Source organism: Ancylobacter pratisalsi (genome assembly GCF_010669125.1).
Lineage (GTDB): Bacteria > Pseudomonadota > Alphaproteobacteria > Rhizobiales > Xanthobacteraceae > Ancylobacter > Ancylobacter pratisalsi.
Genome location: NZ_CP048630.1, coordinates 1,882,522 through 1,897,103, shown reverse-complemented (window position 1 = coordinate 1,897,103; position 14,582 = coordinate 1,882,522). Strand labels below are relative to the sequence as shown.

13 protein-coding genes are annotated in these 14,582 nt (G+C 68.1%); 4 read left to right on the top strand and 9 right to left on the bottom strand.

Annotation, left to right across the window (positions count from 1 at the left end; genetic code table 11):
• Positions 1 to 6 precede the first annotated feature (6 nt).
• The 4 genes from dapE to argB all read right to left on the bottom strand — a co-directional run bounded on the left by dapE (position 7) and on the right by argB (position 3,922).
• Positions 7 to 1,233 carry a succinyl-diaminopimelate desuccinylase gene (gene dapE, locus G3A50_RS08970; protein ID WP_163074916.1) on the bottom strand — a complete coding sequence of 409 codons (1,227 nt, stop codon included), beginning with the start codon at positions 1,231 to 1,233 and terminating at the stop codon, positions 7 to 9.
• A gap of 110 nt (positions 1,234 to 1,343) precedes the next feature.
• Positions 1,344 to 2,186, bottom strand: coding sequence for a 2,3,4,5-tetrahydropyridine-2,6-dicarboxylate N-succinyltransferase (dapD, locus tag G3A50_RS08965; RefSeq protein WP_163074915.1), 843 nt, complete (start codon positions 2,184 to 2,186; stop codon positions 1,344 to 1,346).
• 91 nt (positions 2,187 to 2,277) lie between these two features.
• Positions 2,278 to 2,991: a pyrimidine 5'-nucleotidase gene (locus G3A50_RS08960; RefSeq protein ID WP_163074914.1), complete on the bottom strand. Its 714-nt coding sequence runs from the start codon at positions 2,989 to 2,991 to the stop codon at positions 2,278 to 2,280.
• 13 nt (positions 2,992 to 3,004) lie between these two features.
• Positions 3,005 to 3,922: an acetylglutamate kinase gene (gene argB, locus G3A50_RS08955; protein WP_163074913.1), complete on the bottom strand. Its 918-nt coding sequence runs from the start codon at positions 3,920 to 3,922 to the stop codon at positions 3,005 to 3,007.
• A 267-nt stretch (positions 3,923 to 4,189) separates the two neighbouring features.
• On the opposite strand from argB, the gene G3A50_RS08950 reads away from it, so the two are divergent.
• Complete coding sequence (locus tag G3A50_RS08950; protein ID WP_246252279.1) at positions 4,190 to 5,611, top strand: MATE family efflux transporter; 1,422 nt, start codon at positions 4,190 to 4,192, stop codon at positions 5,609 to 5,611.
• Positions 5,612 to 5,614: 3 nt separating this feature from the next.
• On the opposite strand, the gene G3A50_RS08945 is transcribed toward G3A50_RS08950, so the two are convergent.
• Positions 5,615 to 6,145 carry a chromate transporter gene (locus tag G3A50_RS08945; protein ID WP_163074911.1) on the bottom strand — a complete coding sequence of 177 codons (531 nt, stop codon included), beginning with the start codon at positions 6,143 to 6,145 and terminating at the stop codon, positions 5,615 to 5,617.
• Positions 6,142 to 6,723 carry a chromate transporter gene (locus G3A50_RS08940; RefSeq protein WP_163074910.1) on the bottom strand — a complete coding sequence of 194 codons (582 nt, stop codon included), beginning with the start codon at positions 6,721 to 6,723 and terminating at the stop codon, positions 6,142 to 6,144. The genes G3A50_RS08945 and G3A50_RS08940 overlap by 4 nt, the downstream gene beginning before the upstream one ends.
• Positions 6,724 to 6,862: 139 nt before the next feature.
• Between G3A50_RS08940 and G3A50_RS08935 the strand changes: the two genes are divergently transcribed.
• Both G3A50_RS08935 and mutS read left to right on the top strand, forming a co-directional pair.
• Positions 6,863 to 7,357, top strand: coding sequence for an MmcB family DNA repair protein (locus G3A50_RS08935; RefSeq protein WP_163074909.1), 495 nt, complete (start codon positions 6,863 to 6,865; stop codon positions 7,355 to 7,357).
• Between the two features lie 173 nt (positions 7,358 to 7,530).
• The gene (mutS, locus tag G3A50_RS08930) at positions 7,531 to 10,200 is read left to right on the top strand and encodes a DNA mismatch repair protein MutS (RefSeq protein WP_246252410.1); all 2,670 of its coding nucleotides are present in this window, start codon (positions 7,531 to 7,533) and stop codon (positions 10,198 to 10,200) included.
• A gap of 16 nt (positions 10,201 to 10,216) precedes the next feature.
• Here mutS and G3A50_RS08925 read toward each other — a convergent pair whose 3' ends face one another.
• Both G3A50_RS08925 and ppdK read right to left on the bottom strand, forming a co-directional pair.
• Positions 10,217 to 10,768, bottom strand: a complete 552-nt coding sequence (locus G3A50_RS08925; protein ID WP_163074907.1) for a cysteine hydrolase family protein — start codon at positions 10,766 to 10,768, stop codon at positions 10,217 to 10,219.
• Between the two features lie 88 nt (positions 10,769 to 10,856).
• Positions 10,857 to 13,535 (bottom strand): pyruvate, phosphate dikinase, encoded by a 2,679-nt coding sequence (gene ppdK, locus G3A50_RS08920; protein WP_163074906.1) that lies wholly within the window; start codon positions 13,533 to 13,535, stop codon positions 10,857 to 10,859.
• 289 nt (positions 13,536 to 13,824) lie between these two features.
• On the opposite strand from ppdK, the gene G3A50_RS08915 reads away from it, so the two are divergent.
• Positions 13,825 to 14,223, top strand: a complete 399-nt coding sequence (locus G3A50_RS08915) for a DoxX family protein (RefSeq protein ID WP_163074905.1) — start codon at positions 13,825 to 13,827, stop codon at positions 14,221 to 14,223.
• Between the two features lie 87 nt (positions 14,224 to 14,310).
• On the opposite strand, the gene G3A50_RS08910 is transcribed toward G3A50_RS08915, so the two are convergent.
• Complete coding sequence (locus tag G3A50_RS08910) at positions 14,311 to 14,475, bottom strand: DUF3096 domain-containing protein (RefSeq protein WP_163074904.1); 165 nt, start codon at positions 14,473 to 14,475, stop codon at positions 14,311 to 14,313.
• Between the last annotated feature and the right edge of the window lie 107 nt (positions 14,476 to 14,582).

Here is a 14,582-nt window from a genome sequence, read left to right as displayed (position 1 = left end):
TCTGCCTCAGCGGCCGAAGGTGGCGAAATAACGCGCGATGATGCCGGCATAGACGCGAGTGAGTGCCTGGATTTCGTCGACCGGGGTCGATTCGTCCACCGCGTGCATCGAGGAGCCCACCAGCCCGAACTCGATGACCGGGCAGTAATCCTTGATGAAGCGTGCATCCGAGGTGCCGCCAGTCGTCGAGAGCTCCGGACGCTGGCCGGTGGAGTCGGCGATGGCATCGACCACCAGTTCCACGAAGGGGCCCGGCGCGGTGAGGAAGCTGTCGGACGAGCGGGCTTCAAAGGCGACGCTCCAGCGCACCTCGTTGCCGGCGGCGGTCCGCAGTCGCTGCTCGATCTCCGCCGCCAGGGTCTCTGGCGTCCACAGATCGTTGAAGCGGATGTTGAACCGCGCGGTCGCCTCGGCCGGGATGACGTTGAAGGCGGGATTGGCGACGTCGACCGAGACCACTTCGAGGTTCGACGCCTGGAAGTGGTCGTTGCCGCGGTCCAGCACATCGGCCTGCAGCCCCGCGAGCAGCCTCACCAGGCCGGGAATGGGGTTTTCGGCGAGATGGGGGTAGCCGACATGGCCCTGCTTGCCGTGCACGGTGAGCGTGCCGGAGAGCGAACCACGGCGCCCGATCTTCACCATGTCTCCCAGCACCGCGCGGCTGGACGGCTCGCCGAGCACGCAATGTTCGATGCGCTCGTCGCGATCGGCGAGCCAGCGCAGCAGCTTTTCGGTGCCGTTGATGGCAACGCCTTCCTCGTCGCCGGTGATGAGGAAGGATATCGAGCCGGGCGCCTGCGCGCCCTCGCCATCCGGCCCGCCATGGCGCATGGCGAAGTCGAGCCCCGCGGCGATGAAGGCGCCGACCCCGCCCTTCATGTCGACGGCGCCGCGCCCGTAGAGCAGCCCGCCATGGATCACGCCCTCGAAGGGCGGGAAGCGCCAGCGCGCGGCGTCGCCCGGCGGCACCACGTCGGTATGGCCGGCAAAGCACAGATTCGGCCCCTTGGTGCCGAAGCGGGCATAGAGGTTCTCGACGTCCGGCGTGTCAGGGCTGGTGAGCGTGACGCGGTGGACGACGAAGCCGGCCGCGCGCAACAGCGGCTCAAGATAGGCGAGCGCGCCGCCCTCTTCCGGCGTCACCGAGGGGCAGCGGATCAGCGCCCTCGCGATGTCAACGGGGTCGGCGCTGGCCGGCTGGCGGCCGGTGAGGACAGGGTTCAGGTCGGCCATGTGACAACTCCATGCGCCATCGGGCCGTGCCGGCCCTTGCACGCCTGCTCTCGCGCCACGCGCCCGCCCGCGGCCCAGCTTAGGACGGCGGGCGGGCGCGGGCGAGAGGGTCAATCGCGCAGCAGGTCGTTGATCGAGGTCTTGGAACGGGTCTGCGCATCGACGCGCTTCACGATCACCGCGCAGTAGAGAGAGGGACCGGGCGTGCCGTCGGGCAGCGGCTTGCCGGGCAGCGCGCCGGGCACCACCACGGAATAGGCGGGAACCTCGCCGACGAAGATCTCGCCGGTGGCGCGGTCGACGATCTTGGTGGTCGCGGAAATGAACACGCCCATCGAGAGGACCGAGCCCTTGCGCACGATGACGCCCTCGACGACCTCGGAACGGGCACCGATGAAGCAGTCGTCCTCAATGATCACCGGGCCGGCCTGAAGCGGCTCCAGCACGCCGCCAATGCCGACACCGCCGGACAGGTGGACGTTGCGCCCGATCTGGGCGCAGCTGCCCACCGTCGCCCAGGTGTCGACCATCGTGGTCTCGCCGACATGGGCGCCGAGATTGACGAAGGAGGGCATCAGCACGACGTTCGGCGCGATATAGGCCGAGCGGCGCACGATGGCGCCGGGCACGGCGCGGAAGCCGGCCGCGCGGAACTCGCTCTCGCCCCAGCCCTCGAACTTGGAAGGCACCTTGTCCCACCAGTGCGCCCCGCCCGGCGCGCCGGGAATGGGGCTCATGTCGTTGAGGCGGAACGACAGCAGCACCGCCTTCTTGAGCCACTGGTTGACGGTCCAGTTGCCGTCCGGGCCCTGCTCGGCGACGCGCGCCTTGCCGGCGTCGAGCAGGGCGAGCGCCTCGTTCACGGCGTGGCGCACGGCGCCGCCGGTCTCGAAATTGACCTCGGCGCGCTTCTCGAACGCGTCCTCGATGATGCTCTTAAGTTCGCTCGACATCCGGGCCTTCTCCTTGTGTTCGGCGCGTCTTGTCCGGGCGCGGACGGGTTCTGTCAACGGGTCAGGCGAGGGGGCGCCGGGCGCGCGCCCCTCAGGACACGGGGAGCGACCTGAGAAAGCCGGTCAGATCGTCGGTGACGACGTCGATATGAGCGCCGTCGCGGCCTTCATGCTCCCATGCCTCGCGATCGGCCGGGTTGACGGCGAGGCCGGGCGGTACGACCAGCACGGTGCGCATGCCCAGATCCGCCGGCACTTCGAGATTGCGCGCCAGATCCTCGAACATCGCCGCCCGCGCGGGATCGACGTCGAAGCGCTTGAGGAAGCCGCGATAGGCGGCCTCCTGCGGTTTGGGGTGGAATTCGGCCGAGACGATGTCGTGCACATCGGCGAAATGCCCGGAGATGCCGAGCTTGGCGAGCACCGCCTCGGCATGGCCGCGCGAGCCGTTGGTGTAGACCAGCTTGCGGCCCGGCAGCGCGCCGATGGCGTCGCCCAGCAGGGGAGCGGCGTCGAGGCCGGAGAGATCGATGGCGTGGACCTCGGCGAGGAAGGCGTCGGGGTCCATGGCATGCTCGATCATCAGCCCGCGCAGCGAGGTGCCGTAGCGCCGGTAGTAGCTCTTCTGCAGCGCGAAGGCCTCCTCCAGCGACAGACCGAGGAAGTCGGCGATATAGGCGCGCATCTTCATGTCGATCTGCCGCCACAGGTCGAGGCCCGGCGGATAGAGCGTGTTGTCGAGGTCGAACACCCAGGTCTCGACATGGGTGAAGTCGACCGCGCGGCTCGTGGCGGTGATCGTCATGAAGGGGTCCGCCTCAGCGTGTGATCAGCGTGCCGGCGCCGTGGTCGGTCAGCAGTTCCAGAAGCACGGCGTGGGGCACCTTGCCGTCGAGAATGACCACGCCCTCGACGCCCTGTTCCAGCGCGTAGATGCAGGTCTCGACCTTCGGGATCATGCCGCCCGAGATCGTGCCGTCGGCGATCAGCGCGCGGGCCTGGGAGATGGTGAGCTCCTTGATCAGGTTCTTGTCGGCATCGAGCACGCCGGGCACATCGGTGAGCAGCAGCAGGCGCTTGGCGTTCAGTGCCCCGGCAATGGCGCCGGCGAAAGTGTCGGCGTTGACATTGAAGGTGCCGCCATCCTTGCCGGTGGCAACGGGTGCCAGCACCGGGATGAGGTCGCGACCGAGGATCTGGTCCAGCACCGTGGTATCAACATGCGCAGGCTCGCCGACGAAGCCGAGGTCGACCACCTTCTCGATGTTGGAATCGGGATCGCGCACGCTGCGCGTCACCTTGGTGGCGACGACCATGTTGCCGTCCTTGCCGGACAGTCCCAGCGCCGTGCCGCCGGCCTCGTTGATGAAGCCGACGAGGGATTTGTTGATCGAGCCGGCGAGCACCATCTCGACGATCTCGACGGTGGCCTTGTCGGTGATGCGCAGGCCGGCGGCGAATTCCGACTTGATGTTGAGCTTGGCCAACATGGCGCCGATCTGCGGACCGCCGCCATGCACCACCACCGGGTTCACGCCGGACTGTTCGAGCAGCACGATGTCCTGCGCGAAGTCCCGCGCGACCTGCTCGTCGCCCATGGCGTGGCCGCCATATTTCACCACGATGGTGGCGTCGTCATAGCGCTGCATGTGCGGCAGGGCCTGCACGAGGACGCGGGCCTTGGCGTGGTCGTCGATGATGTCAGCGGGGGCGTCGGCGGTCGTGACAGCGGTCATGGCGGATCCGTCTCGCGGGTGGGCGCTGGGCTGGGAATGACGGCGGCCGTCCCCAGATTGGGGGCGACCGGTTGAGAGCGTGCCCTTCTAGCCGATTTCGATGACGCTTCTCAATAATATGCCGAACCGGGTTCGGTGCCGGAGGCGGCCCCCGGCGCGCGCGCAAGTGGGTGATTGCGCCTCCCGGCCTGTCACACGGCATGTTTCGATGCCATATGCGCAACCATGAAGGCTCCCGCCACCAAATCCCCCCGGCCCCACGCCGTCTTGCAGCCACGTTTCGTCGAGGGCTCGACCCTGCGCCATGTCGCCGTGATGACGGCCACCGGGTCCATCGGCCTGGTCGCGGTGTTCGTGGTCGATCTGCTGAACCTGTTCTACATCTCGCTATTGGGCGAGGTGGAGCTTGCCGCGGCCATTGGCTATGCCGGTACGGTGATGTTCTTCACCACCTCGGTCGCGATCGGGGTGATGATCGCGGGCTCGGCACTGGTGGCGCGGGCGGTGGGCAGCGGGCGGCCGCAGGACGGGCGGCGGCTCTCCACCTCCTCGATGATCTACATGACGCTGGTCACGGTGCTGCTGGCGGCGCTCATGCTGCCCTGTCTCGGACCCATGCTGACGCTGCTCGGCGCCTCCGGGCGCACGCTGGATCTGGCGCGCCAGTTCCTGCTGATCGTGCTGCCCTCCACGCCGCTGCTCGGCCTCGGAATGGCGACGTCCGGTGTTCTGCGCGGCGTGGGGGATGCGCGGCGGGCCATGTGGGTGACACTGTCCGGCGGGATTGTCACCGCGGTGCTCGATCCTTTGCTCATTCTGGCCCTGGGGCTTGGCGTCGAGGGCGCGGCGATCGTCTCGGTGATCTCGCGCCTCGTGATGGCGGCCTACGGCCTCTACGCCGTGATCCGGATCCACAGGCTGGCCGAGCGTCCGCGCCTGTCCGATTTCTTGACCGATGTCGGCCCGTTGTCGTCGATCGCTGTGCCCGCGATCCTGACCAATGTCGCGACCCCGGTCGGCAATGCCTACGTCACCTACGCCCTGGCGCCCCATGGCGACGCGGCGGTGGCGGCGTGGGCGGTGATCGGACGCATCATCCCCGTCGCCTTCGGCCCGCTGTTCGCGCTCACCGGGGCCATCGGCCCGGTGATTGGCCAGAATGTCGGCGCGCTTCGCTATGACCGGGTGCGGCAGTCGATTCGTGACAGCCTGAAGCTGATCCTGGGCTATGTCGCGCTGATCTGGCTCGCGCTCGCGCTTGGCCGCACCCTGCTGGCCGGCCTGTTCGGGCTGTCGCCGGAGGGCGAGGAGCTGGTGGTGTTCTTCTGTCTCTACGCTGCCGGCAGTTTCGTGTTCCAGGGTGCGCTGTTCACGGCCAATGCCGCTTTCAACAATCTTGGCGCGCCGCTGATGTCGACCGGGTTCAACTGGGCGCGCGCGACCATCGGCACGATTCCCCTGGTCTGGCTCGGCGGGCACTGGTTCGGGGCGGAAGGGGTGATCGGTGGCCAGGCGCTGGGGTCCGTGGCCTTTGGCGTCGCGGCGCTCTTCTTCGCCTTCTCACTGGTGGCCCGGCTGGAGCGCCAGGCCCGGCCACCCGAACGCGGCACGCCGCTCGTGGGCGCCGAACTGCCGCCCTTCTCGCGCGGCGAGGGCGCCAGCGCGATCGAGCAGGAAGGCATTCGATAGGCGTCAGATGAGCCCGGCCGCCCCGAGCACGGCGCCGCCCGCGAGCATCCAGAGCGGGCTCAGGCGGGTAAAGAGCAGCACCGCTACGGTGAGGAGGGTATAGGCGGCGGTGGGATAGCTGCGCGCCGCGCCCTCGGCCAGGATCAGGCCGCTGGCCAGGATGAGCCCGATGGTGAGCGGCACCAGCGCACCCTGAACCACGCGGCGCCAGCGCGCGGCGCGGAAGCGATGCCAGATGCCGCCGACCACATAGGCGATGACGCAGGTCGGTCCGGTCATGGCGAGCGTCGCCACGATCGCGCCCCAGATCCCGGCGACGTGCCAGCCGATCAGCGTCACCACCAGCATGTTTGGACCGGGGGCGGCCTGCGCGATGGCGAAGGTCTGGGCGAACTGGACGTCGTTCATCCAGCCCGCCACATCCACCACCTGCCGGTGGATTTCCGGTAGCACCACATTCGCCCCGCCCACGGCAAAGATCGAGATGGCGAGAAACTGGATCGCGAGCGCGAACAGCGGATTGGAATCGTTCATCCCGCCCGCCTTTCGGCCCACCAGGAGAGGCCGACCGAGACCGGCCCCAGCGTGAGCATCACCACGGGCAGCGACAGGCCGAGAACGGCGATGGCGATGAAGGCGGCGAGCGCGACCACGATGGAGTGCACGCGGGGGCGGCGCAGCATCGGCTCGCCCATGCGCAGGCCCATGGCGATGACGAGCCCGGCGGCGGCGGCGGCGAGCCCGGCCAGCATGTCCGATATCGCCCGCACGTCGGCATAATGGCTGAAGGCGATGCTTGCCAGCACCACGCCCACGGCCGGGGCCAGCACCAGCCCCAGAAAGGCCGCCACCGCGCCGGCGGGTCCGCGGAAGCGTCCCCCGACGACGATCGCCAGATTGACGATGTTCGGGCCGGGCAGAAACTGCGCCAGCCCGATCAGCTCGGTGAATTCGTCCGGCGAGATCCAGCGATAGCGATCCACCAGCGCGCGGCGGGCAATGGGCAGAACGCCGCCGAAGGCGATCACCGTCACCGACAGGAAGCCGACGAATAGCTGCGCCAGCCCGGGCGGAGGGCTGAGCGGCGCATCGGAAGGGGAAGAATCGATCATGGAGACGATCACGGGAGGGGTGGCCGAGCCTATAGACCAGTTGCCCGCCGCTGTTAAAGCCAATCCGCATTCACTTTCGATTGCGGCGCGCGCACCGGTGCGACTTCCACCGGCTGGGGAGAACGGATAGGGTACGCGGATGGATCAGACGGGTCTTTCCCCTCTCTCTTTCGTCATGCCGCCGGACGGGCGCCAGTCCGAGACCGCGCGCGCCATTCAGCGCGGCGCGCTGCGCTATCTCGCGGCGCGCGGGCTGGTCGGCGTGCCGGAATTCGTGCTCGCCTCCGGGCGCCGCGCGGACATCGCTGCGCTCGACGGGCGGGGCGAGGTGTGGGTGGTCGAAATCAAGTCCTCCGTCGTGGACTTCCGCACCGACCGGAAATGGACCGACTACCGGATGCACTGTGACCGGCTGTTCTTTGCCGTCGGGCCGGATTTCCCGGTTGATATCCTTCCCCCCGATGCGGGCGTGATGATTGCCGATCAGTTCGGGGCGGGCGTGGTGCGCGAGGCGCCGCACCATCCCATGCCCGGCGCGACCCGGCGCGCGGTGACGCTGCGCCTTGCCCGTACCGCCGCCGGCCGGTTGATGGGGCTGATGGACCCGGACGGGATGCGCGGGATCGAACTCTAGACGGGGATAACCGACGCGCGCGCTTGCATCGCAGCGGGCGCCTCTGCCAGCGTCGTTTCATGGATGCGCGCGTGAAAGAGACCCGATCCGACCCGGCGGCGCCGGCCGCCTCGACCGACGCTGCCGCCGGCCTTGCGCCCCGCACGGACGGTGCGGCCGAGCGCGTCACGCCGATGATGGCGCAGTTCATCGAGATCAAGACCGCCAATCCGGGCAGCCTGCTGTTCTACCGCATGGGCGATTTCTACGAGCTGTTCTTCGAGGACGCCGAGATCGCCTCGCGCGCGCTGGGCATCGTGCTCACCAAGCGTGGCAAGCATCTGGGCGAGGACATCCCGATGTGCGGGGTGCCGGTGGAGCGCGCCGAGGAATATCTCAACAAGCTGATCGCCTGCGGCCACCGCGTCTCGGTGTGCGAGCAGACCGAGAACCCGGCCGAGGCGAAGAAGCGCGGTCCCAAGAGCGTGGTGCGTCGCGACGTGGTTCGCCTCGTCACGCCGGGAACGCTGACCGAGGACGCGCTGCTCGACGCCCGGCGCGACAATGCGCTGGCCGCCGTGGCCCGCGTGCGCGGCAGCGAGGGCGAGGACGGCTATCTCTATGCGCTGGCCTGGGCGGACATTTCGACCGGCGGGTTCCGCGTCGCGGAAACCGATGCCGTGCGCCTCGCCGCCGATCTTGCGCGCATCGAGCCGGCGGAGCTGCTGCTGGCCGACGCCGTGTACGAGGAACCGCTGCTGCGCCCGATCTGGCGCACCCTGCCGGCCGTGACGCCGCTGCCGAAGGAGAGCTTCGACGGCGCCAGTGCCGAGCGCCGGCTGGCCGGCTTCTTCCAGGTGGCGACGGTGGATGCCTTTGGCAGCTTCACCCGCGCCGAACTCGCCGCCGCCGCCGCCATTGTCGCCTATATCGAGCGCACCCAGCTCGGTGCCCGCCCCCCCTTGGGGCGTCCCCAGCGCGAATCCGCCGCCGACGCGATGGTGATCGATCCCGCGACCCGGACCAATCTCGAAATCCTGCGCACCACCACGGGCGAGCGGACCGGGACACTGTGCGCGGCGGTGGATCGCACGGTGACTGCCGCCGGCGCCCGGCTCCTTGCCCGCCGCCTTGCCGAGCCGCTGACCGATCCGGTCCGGATCGCCGCCCGGCTCGATGGGGTGGAGCATCTGGTCGAGGAGAGCGGGTTGCGCACCGGCCTGCGCGAACGCCTCGCCGGCGTGCCCGATCTCGCCCGTGCGTTGTCGCGCGTCGCGCTGGCCCGTTCCGGCCCGCGCGACCTCGCTGCCATCGGGCGCGGTCTGTCGGAAGGCGGGGCGATCGCCGAGCTGATCGGTGCCTCGCCCGCCCCCGCCGAGCTGGCGAACGCCGCGCGCGCCCTGGTGGGTGTCGATCCGGCGCTGGCGTTGACGCTGGGCGCCGCGCTCGCCGATGAGCTTCCGCTCAACCGCCGCGACGGCGGCTTTACCCGTGCTGGCTATTCGGCGGAGCTGGACGCCACACGGGCGATGCGCGACGAAAGCCGGCGCGTGGTGGCCGCTCTGGAGCGCCGCTACGCCGAGGAGACCGGCGTCAAATCGCTGAAGATCCGGCATAATGCGGTGCTCGGCTATTTTGTCGAGGTCAGCCAGCAGAATGCCGACAAGCTGCGCGAGCCGCCCTTCGACGCGATTTTCGTGCACCGCCAGACCATGGCCGGGGCGATGCGGTTCACCTCCACCGAGCTGGCCGAGCTGGAGGCGAAGATCGCCAGTGCCGGCGAGCGGGCTCTGGCGCTGGAGCAGGGCATCTTCGACACGCTGGCCGCCGCGGTGCTGGTTGAAGCCGATGCGATCCGCGCCTGCGCCGAGGCGCTGGCCGTGATCGATGTCGCCGCCGGCTTCGCCCGGCTGGCGGTGGATGAGGGCCATGTGCGCCCGGAGGTGGATGGCGGGCTGGACTTCTCGATCACAGGTGGGCGCCATCCCGTGGTCGAGCAGGCGCTGCGGCGCGATGGCGGCCCCTTCGTCGCCAATGACTGCGAGCTTTCCCCGCCCGACAACGCCCGGTCGGGCCGCATCTGGCTGGTCACCGGCCCCAATATGGCGGGTAAGTCGACCTTTCTGCGCCAGAACGCGCTGATCGCGATTCTCGCCCAGGCCGGCGCCTTCGTGCCGGCGCGGGCGGCCCGGATCGGCGTGGTGGACCGGCTGTTCTCGCGTGTCGGCGCGGCGGACGACCTGGCGCGCGGGCGCTCCACCTTCATGGTCGAGATGGTCGAGACCGCGGCCATTCTCAACCAGGCGACGGAACGCTCGCTGGTCATTCTCGACGAGATCGGGCGCGGCACGGCGACGTTCGACGGCCTGTCCATCGCCTGGGCGAGCCTTGAGAACCTGCACGAGGTGAACCGTTGCCGGGGCCTGTTCGCCACCCATTTCCATGAGCTGACCGCGCTTTCCCAGCGCCTCACCCGTCTCGTCAACGCGACGGTGAAGGTGAAGGAGTGGGAGGGCGACGTGATCTTCCTGCACGAGGTGGTGCCGGGCGCGGCCGACCGCTCCTACGGCATCCAGGTCGCCAAGCTCGCCGGCCTGCCGCCCGCCGTGGTGGCGCGGGCACGGGCGGTGCTGACCGAGCTGGAGAACGCCGATCGCGCGGCGCCCACGCAGCGCATTCTCGACGACCTGCCGCTCTTCGCGGCGCTGAACCGTGCGCCGGCGGCGGACGCGGCCCCCGCGGCAAAGGCCGATCCGGCGGCACAGGCGGTGAAGACGGCGCTGGAGGGCATCGACCCCGACGAGATGACCCCGCGCGAGGCGCTGGAGGCGCTGTACAGGCTGAAGGCGGCAGCGCGGGGCTAGTGGCGGGCGCCTCTACCTAAAGCAGGTCCGCCGACCGCACGACGGTGCAATATTCCCCGTTCATATTGGCGAGCGACAGCGCGTGCACATCCTCGGCGCTGCGCAGCCTTCCGGCGTAGTCGAGTCGGGGATAGGTGAAGCAGCCATCTTCGACGAGGCGGACATCGAAGCCCAGATTGCCGGCCATCCGCACCGTTGTCTCGACCGAATTGTTGGTAATGACGCCCGCGACAACGAGGCTGGAAATGCCGGCGGCGCGGAGCTGCTGCTCAAGGTCGGTGCCGATGAAGGCGCTGTGAACCCGCTTGACGATCACCGGCTCACCCGCACGCGGCATCGCCTCTGGCTTGAACGGGGCGCCGGAGCCCAGGGCATGGTAGCTCGAATCCGGATTTTCCGATTCGTGGCGGACGTGAAAGACGGCCCGCCCGGCGCGGCGCCAGGCGTCCAGCAGGCGGGCGATGACCTGCTCGGCCTCCGGATTGTTGCGGGGGCCGTGGATCGCCCATTTCGGGTGGTCGATGGCCTTCTGCACATCGATGATGATCAGTGCCGGATTGTCCCGCATGGCGCCGTACCTCCCGTCCGATGAGACACTAGACGCAAAACGGCCGGGACAAAGCCCGGCCGTTCTGATGTCACGCCGAACGTGTCGCTCACGCCTGGCTGGCGGCCTGGACCTTCAGTGCCGCCTGCGCCGCCGCGAGGCGGGCGATGGGGACGCGGAAGGGCGAGCAGGAGACGTAGTCGAGCCCCACATCCTCGCAGAAGGCGATCGAGGCGGGGTCGCCGCCATGCTCGCCGCAGATGCCGAGCTTGAGCTTGGGGCGCACCGCCCGGCCGCGATCGGTCGCGATCCGCACCAGTTCGCCCACACCGTCGGTGTCGATGGAGACGAAGGGATCGACCTCGAAGATGCCCTTGGCGATGTAGGTGCCAAGGAACGTGCCCGCGTCGTCGCGCGAGATGCCGTAGGTGGTCTGGGTCAGGTCGTTGGTGCCGTAGGAGAAGAACTCCGCCGTCTCCGCGATCTCGCCGGCCTTCAGCGCGGCGCGCGGCAGCTCGATCATGGTGCCGACCTGGTAGTTCAGCTTCTCGCCGGTTTCCGCCTCGACCACGCGGGCGATGGAATCGATGTCGTTCTTCACGAGATCGAATTCCTTCTTACCGGTGATGAGCGGCACCATGATTTCCGGCACCACCGGCTTTCCGGTGGTCCGCTCCGCCGCCACGGCCGCCTCGAAGATGGCACGGGCCTGCATTTCCGCGATCTCCGGGAAGGCGATCGCGAGGCGGCAGCCACGGAAGCCGAGCATCGGGTTGAACTCGTCGAACTCGCGCTTGCGGGCGGCGAGCTTGGCCGCGCTCACGCCGAGCCCCTCAGCCACCTCGGCGATTTCCGCGTCGGTGTGGGGGAGGAACTCGTGCAGCGGGGGATCGAGCAGGCGGATCGTAACCGGCAGGCCGTCCATGATCTCGAACAGCTCCTGGAAGTCGGAGCGCTGGGCGGCGAGCAGCTTGGCGAGCGCGACGCGCCGACCCTTCTCGTCGTCGGCCAGGATCATCTCGCGCACCGCGCGGATGCGGTCACCCTCGAAGAACATGTGTTCGGTGCGCGACAGGCCGATGCCCTCGGCGCCGAAATTCTTCGCGGTGCGGGCGTCGAGCGGGGTTTCCGCATTGGCGCGGACCTTCATGCGGCGCACGCCGTCGGCCCAGCCCATCAGCGTGCCGAACTCGCCGGACAGCTCGGGCTGAAGCGTGGGCACCGCGCCGGCGATCACCTGGCCGGTGGCCCCGTCGATGGTGAGGATGTCGCCCTTCTTCAGCGTGACGCCGCCCGAAGTGAGCGTGCCGGCCGCGTAATCGACGCGGATGGTGCCCGCTCCGCAGACGCAGGGCTTGCCCATGCCGCGCGCCACCACGGCGGCGTGCGAGGTCATGCCGCCGCGCGTGGTGAGGATACCCTGCGCCGCGTGCATGCCGTGAATGTCTTCCGGCGAGGTCTCGATCCGCACCAGAATGACCTTGCGGCCCTGGCTCTTCAGCAGCTCGGCATCGTCGGCCGAGAACACGATCTCGCCCGAGGCGGCACCCGGAGAGGCCGGGAGGCCGGTGCCGATGACGGTCTTGTCGGCCTTGGGGTCGAGCATGGGGTGCAGCAGCTGGTCGAGCGCGGTGGGATCGACGCGGGCGATGGCTTCCTCGCGGGTGATGACGCCATCATTGGCAAGCTCCACCGCGATGCGCAGCGAGGCCTTGGCGGTGCGCTTGCCCGAACGGGTCTGCAGCATCCAAAGCTTGCCGCGCTCCACGGTGAATTCCAGGTCCTGCATATCGCGATAGTGCGATTCCAGCACGCTCGCGGTGCGCTTGAACTCGGCGAACACCTCCGGTAGCGCCGTCTCCATCGAGGGCTTGTCGGAACCCGCCTCGATCCGCGCGGCCTCAGTGATGTTCTGCGGGGTGCGGATGCCCGCCACCACGTCTTCGCCCTGGGCGTTGATCAGGAACTCGCCATAGAGCGCGTTCTCGCCGGTGGAGGGGTTGCGGGTGAAGGCGACGCCGGTGGCCGAGGTGTCGCCCATATTGCCGAACACCATGGCCTGCACGTTCACAGCCGTACCCCAGCTCTCGGGGATGGCGTTGAGGCGGCGATAGACGATGGCGCGCTGGTTCATCCAGGAGCTGAACACGGCACCGATGGCGCCCCACAGCTGGTCGGCGGGGTCCTGCGGGAACGGCCGGCCGAACTCGTGGGCCACCAATGCCTTGTAGCGGACCACGATCTCCTTCCAGTCATCGGCGGAGAGGTCGGTGTCGAGCATGTAGCCGTTGTCGGTCTTGAAGGTGTCCAGCACCTCCTCGAAATGATGGTGCGGGAAGTCGAGCACCACGTTCGAGTACATCTGGATGAAGCGGCGGTAGCTGTCATAGGCGAAACGGGCATCGCCCGAAGAGGCCGCCACGGCCTCGACGGTGTCGTCGTTCAGGCCGAGGTTCAGCACCGTGTCCATCATGCCGGGCATGGACGCGCGCGCGCCCGAGCGCACCGAGACCAGCAGAGGGTTCACCGGGTCTCCGAAGACGCGCCCGCTCAGCGCACCGACATGGGCGAGCGCCGCCTCGACATCCGCCTTGAGCGTGTCGGGGTACGACTTTCCGTGGGCGTAATAATAGGTGCAGACTTCGGTCGAGATGGTGAAGCCGGGAGGTACCGGCAGGCCAAGGTTCGACATTTCCGCGAGGTTAGCGCCCTTGCCGCCGAGCAGGTTGCGCATTTCCGCCGCACCTTCCGCCGTCCCGTCGCCGAAGGTGTAGACCCATTTCGTCATTTCGGAAGCCCTGTTGGTGTGAGGCGCTGGGGCCCCGTCAATTTGATGGAAATTTCGACGGGAGCAAATATCAAGCACCGACAATAGGTTCGAGTATACTGGAGGCGATCCGTGGACCGCTTTCCCAAATAGGGTCTAGCCGTTTGAGGGTTTTCATTCAATCCATCATTCGCAGCGCATCATTGATTGTTGCCCCGCACCGGAATGTGAGCAGGCAATGATTGCCGCACGGCACAAGCTCGGGCAGTTTCATTCCGCCGGGAACCGATTGCCGCTAAGGGGCTTCACAATGATTTCGACTCTCAACCGACTCGCGCCGCATGTACTCAGCTTGCTGCGCCTCATGTCCGGACTGCTCGTGATGCAGCACGGGACGAGCAAGATACTTGGCTTTCCCACCACGCAGATGAGCGGGGTCAGCCTTGTCTCAATGCCGGGCATCGCCGGCATCATCGAGCTGGTGGGGGGCGCGTTGCTGGTGATCGGGCTGTTCACCCGCGAGACCGCGTTCATCCTCTCGGGCATGACGGCGGTGGCCTATTTTCTGGTGCATGCGCCGAAGGATTTCTTCCCGATCGTGAACGGGGGCGAACTCGCGGCGCTCTACTGCTTCGTGTTCTTCTATCTGGTGTTCGCCGGCCCCGGCCCGTGGAGCGTCGACAAGGTGCGCGGCGCCTACAAGGCCTGAGCCCCTCGCCACCGAGGGAGCAAACGACGATGTGCCCGGGTGTGAGCCCGGGCATTTTTTATGGCCGCAGCCTACGGCGATCCGCCTTCACGACGTGAAGCGTTCCAGACCGCCATGGCCGAGAAGCCCGATGATGCCGATGAAGATGAGATAGATCGCCACGATGAAGTTGAGCAGGCGTGGCATGACCAGGATGAGGACGCCCGCAATCAGAGCGATGATCGGCTGAAGGGTGATGATGTTGATTTCCATGTGACGCTCCGCGTGGTGGTACTCACATAAGAGCCGGGGCCGGGAGAAGGTTCCCCCCGGCGCCACATGGGTTTCATCGCGCGTCAGTCGAGCCGGGTCACAGGCGC

What these genes read in the sequence shown, in the direction of transcription:
- G3A50_RS08960 (WP_163074914.1), bottom strand. Translation starts at nt 2,991, where the DNA reads ATGACGATCACCGCCACGAGCCGCGCGGTCGACTTCACCCATGTCGAG.
- argB (WP_163074913.1), bottom strand. Translation starts at nt 3,922, where the DNA reads ATGACCGCTGTCACGACCGCCGACGCCCCCGCTGACATCATCGACGAC.
- G3A50_RS08915 (WP_163074905.1), top strand. Translation starts at nt 13,825, where the DNA reads ATGATTTCGACTCTCAACCGACTCGCGCCGCATGTACTCAGCTTGCTG.
- G3A50_RS08945 (WP_163074911.1), bottom strand. Translation starts at nt 6,145, where the DNA reads ATGAACGATTCCAATCCGCTGTTCGCGCTCGCGATCCAGTTTCTCGCC.
- G3A50_RS08935 (WP_163074909.1), top strand. Translation starts at nt 6,863, where the DNA reads ATGGATCAGACGGGTCTTTCCCCTCTCTCTTTCGTCATGCCGCCGGAC.
- mutS (WP_246252410.1), top strand. Translation starts at nt 7,531, where the DNA reads ATGATGGCGCAGTTCATCGAGATCAAGACCGCCAATCCGGGCAGCCTG.
- dapE (WP_163074916.1), bottom strand. Translation starts at nt 1,233, where the DNA reads ATGGCCGACCTGAACCCTGTCCTCACCGGCCGCCAGCCGGCCAGCGCC.
- G3A50_RS08925 (WP_163074907.1), bottom strand. Translation starts at nt 10,768, where the DNA reads ATGCGGGACAATCCGGCACTGATCATCATCGATGTGCAGAAGGCCATC.
- G3A50_RS08940 (WP_163074910.1), bottom strand. Translation starts at nt 6,723, where the DNA reads ATGATCGATTCTTCCCCTTCCGATGCGCCGCTCAGCCCTCCGCCCGGG.
- ppdK (WP_163074906.1), bottom strand. Translation starts at nt 13,535, where the DNA reads ATGACGAAATGGGTCTACACCTTCGGCGACGGGACGGCGGAAGGTGCG.
- dapD (WP_163074915.1), bottom strand. Translation starts at nt 2,186, where the DNA reads ATGTCGAGCGAACTTAAGAGCATCATCGAGGACGCGTTCGAGAAGCGC.
- G3A50_RS08910 (WP_163074904.1), bottom strand. Translation starts at nt 14,475, where the DNA reads ATGGAAATCAACATCATCACCCTTCAGCCGATCATCGCTCTGATTGCG.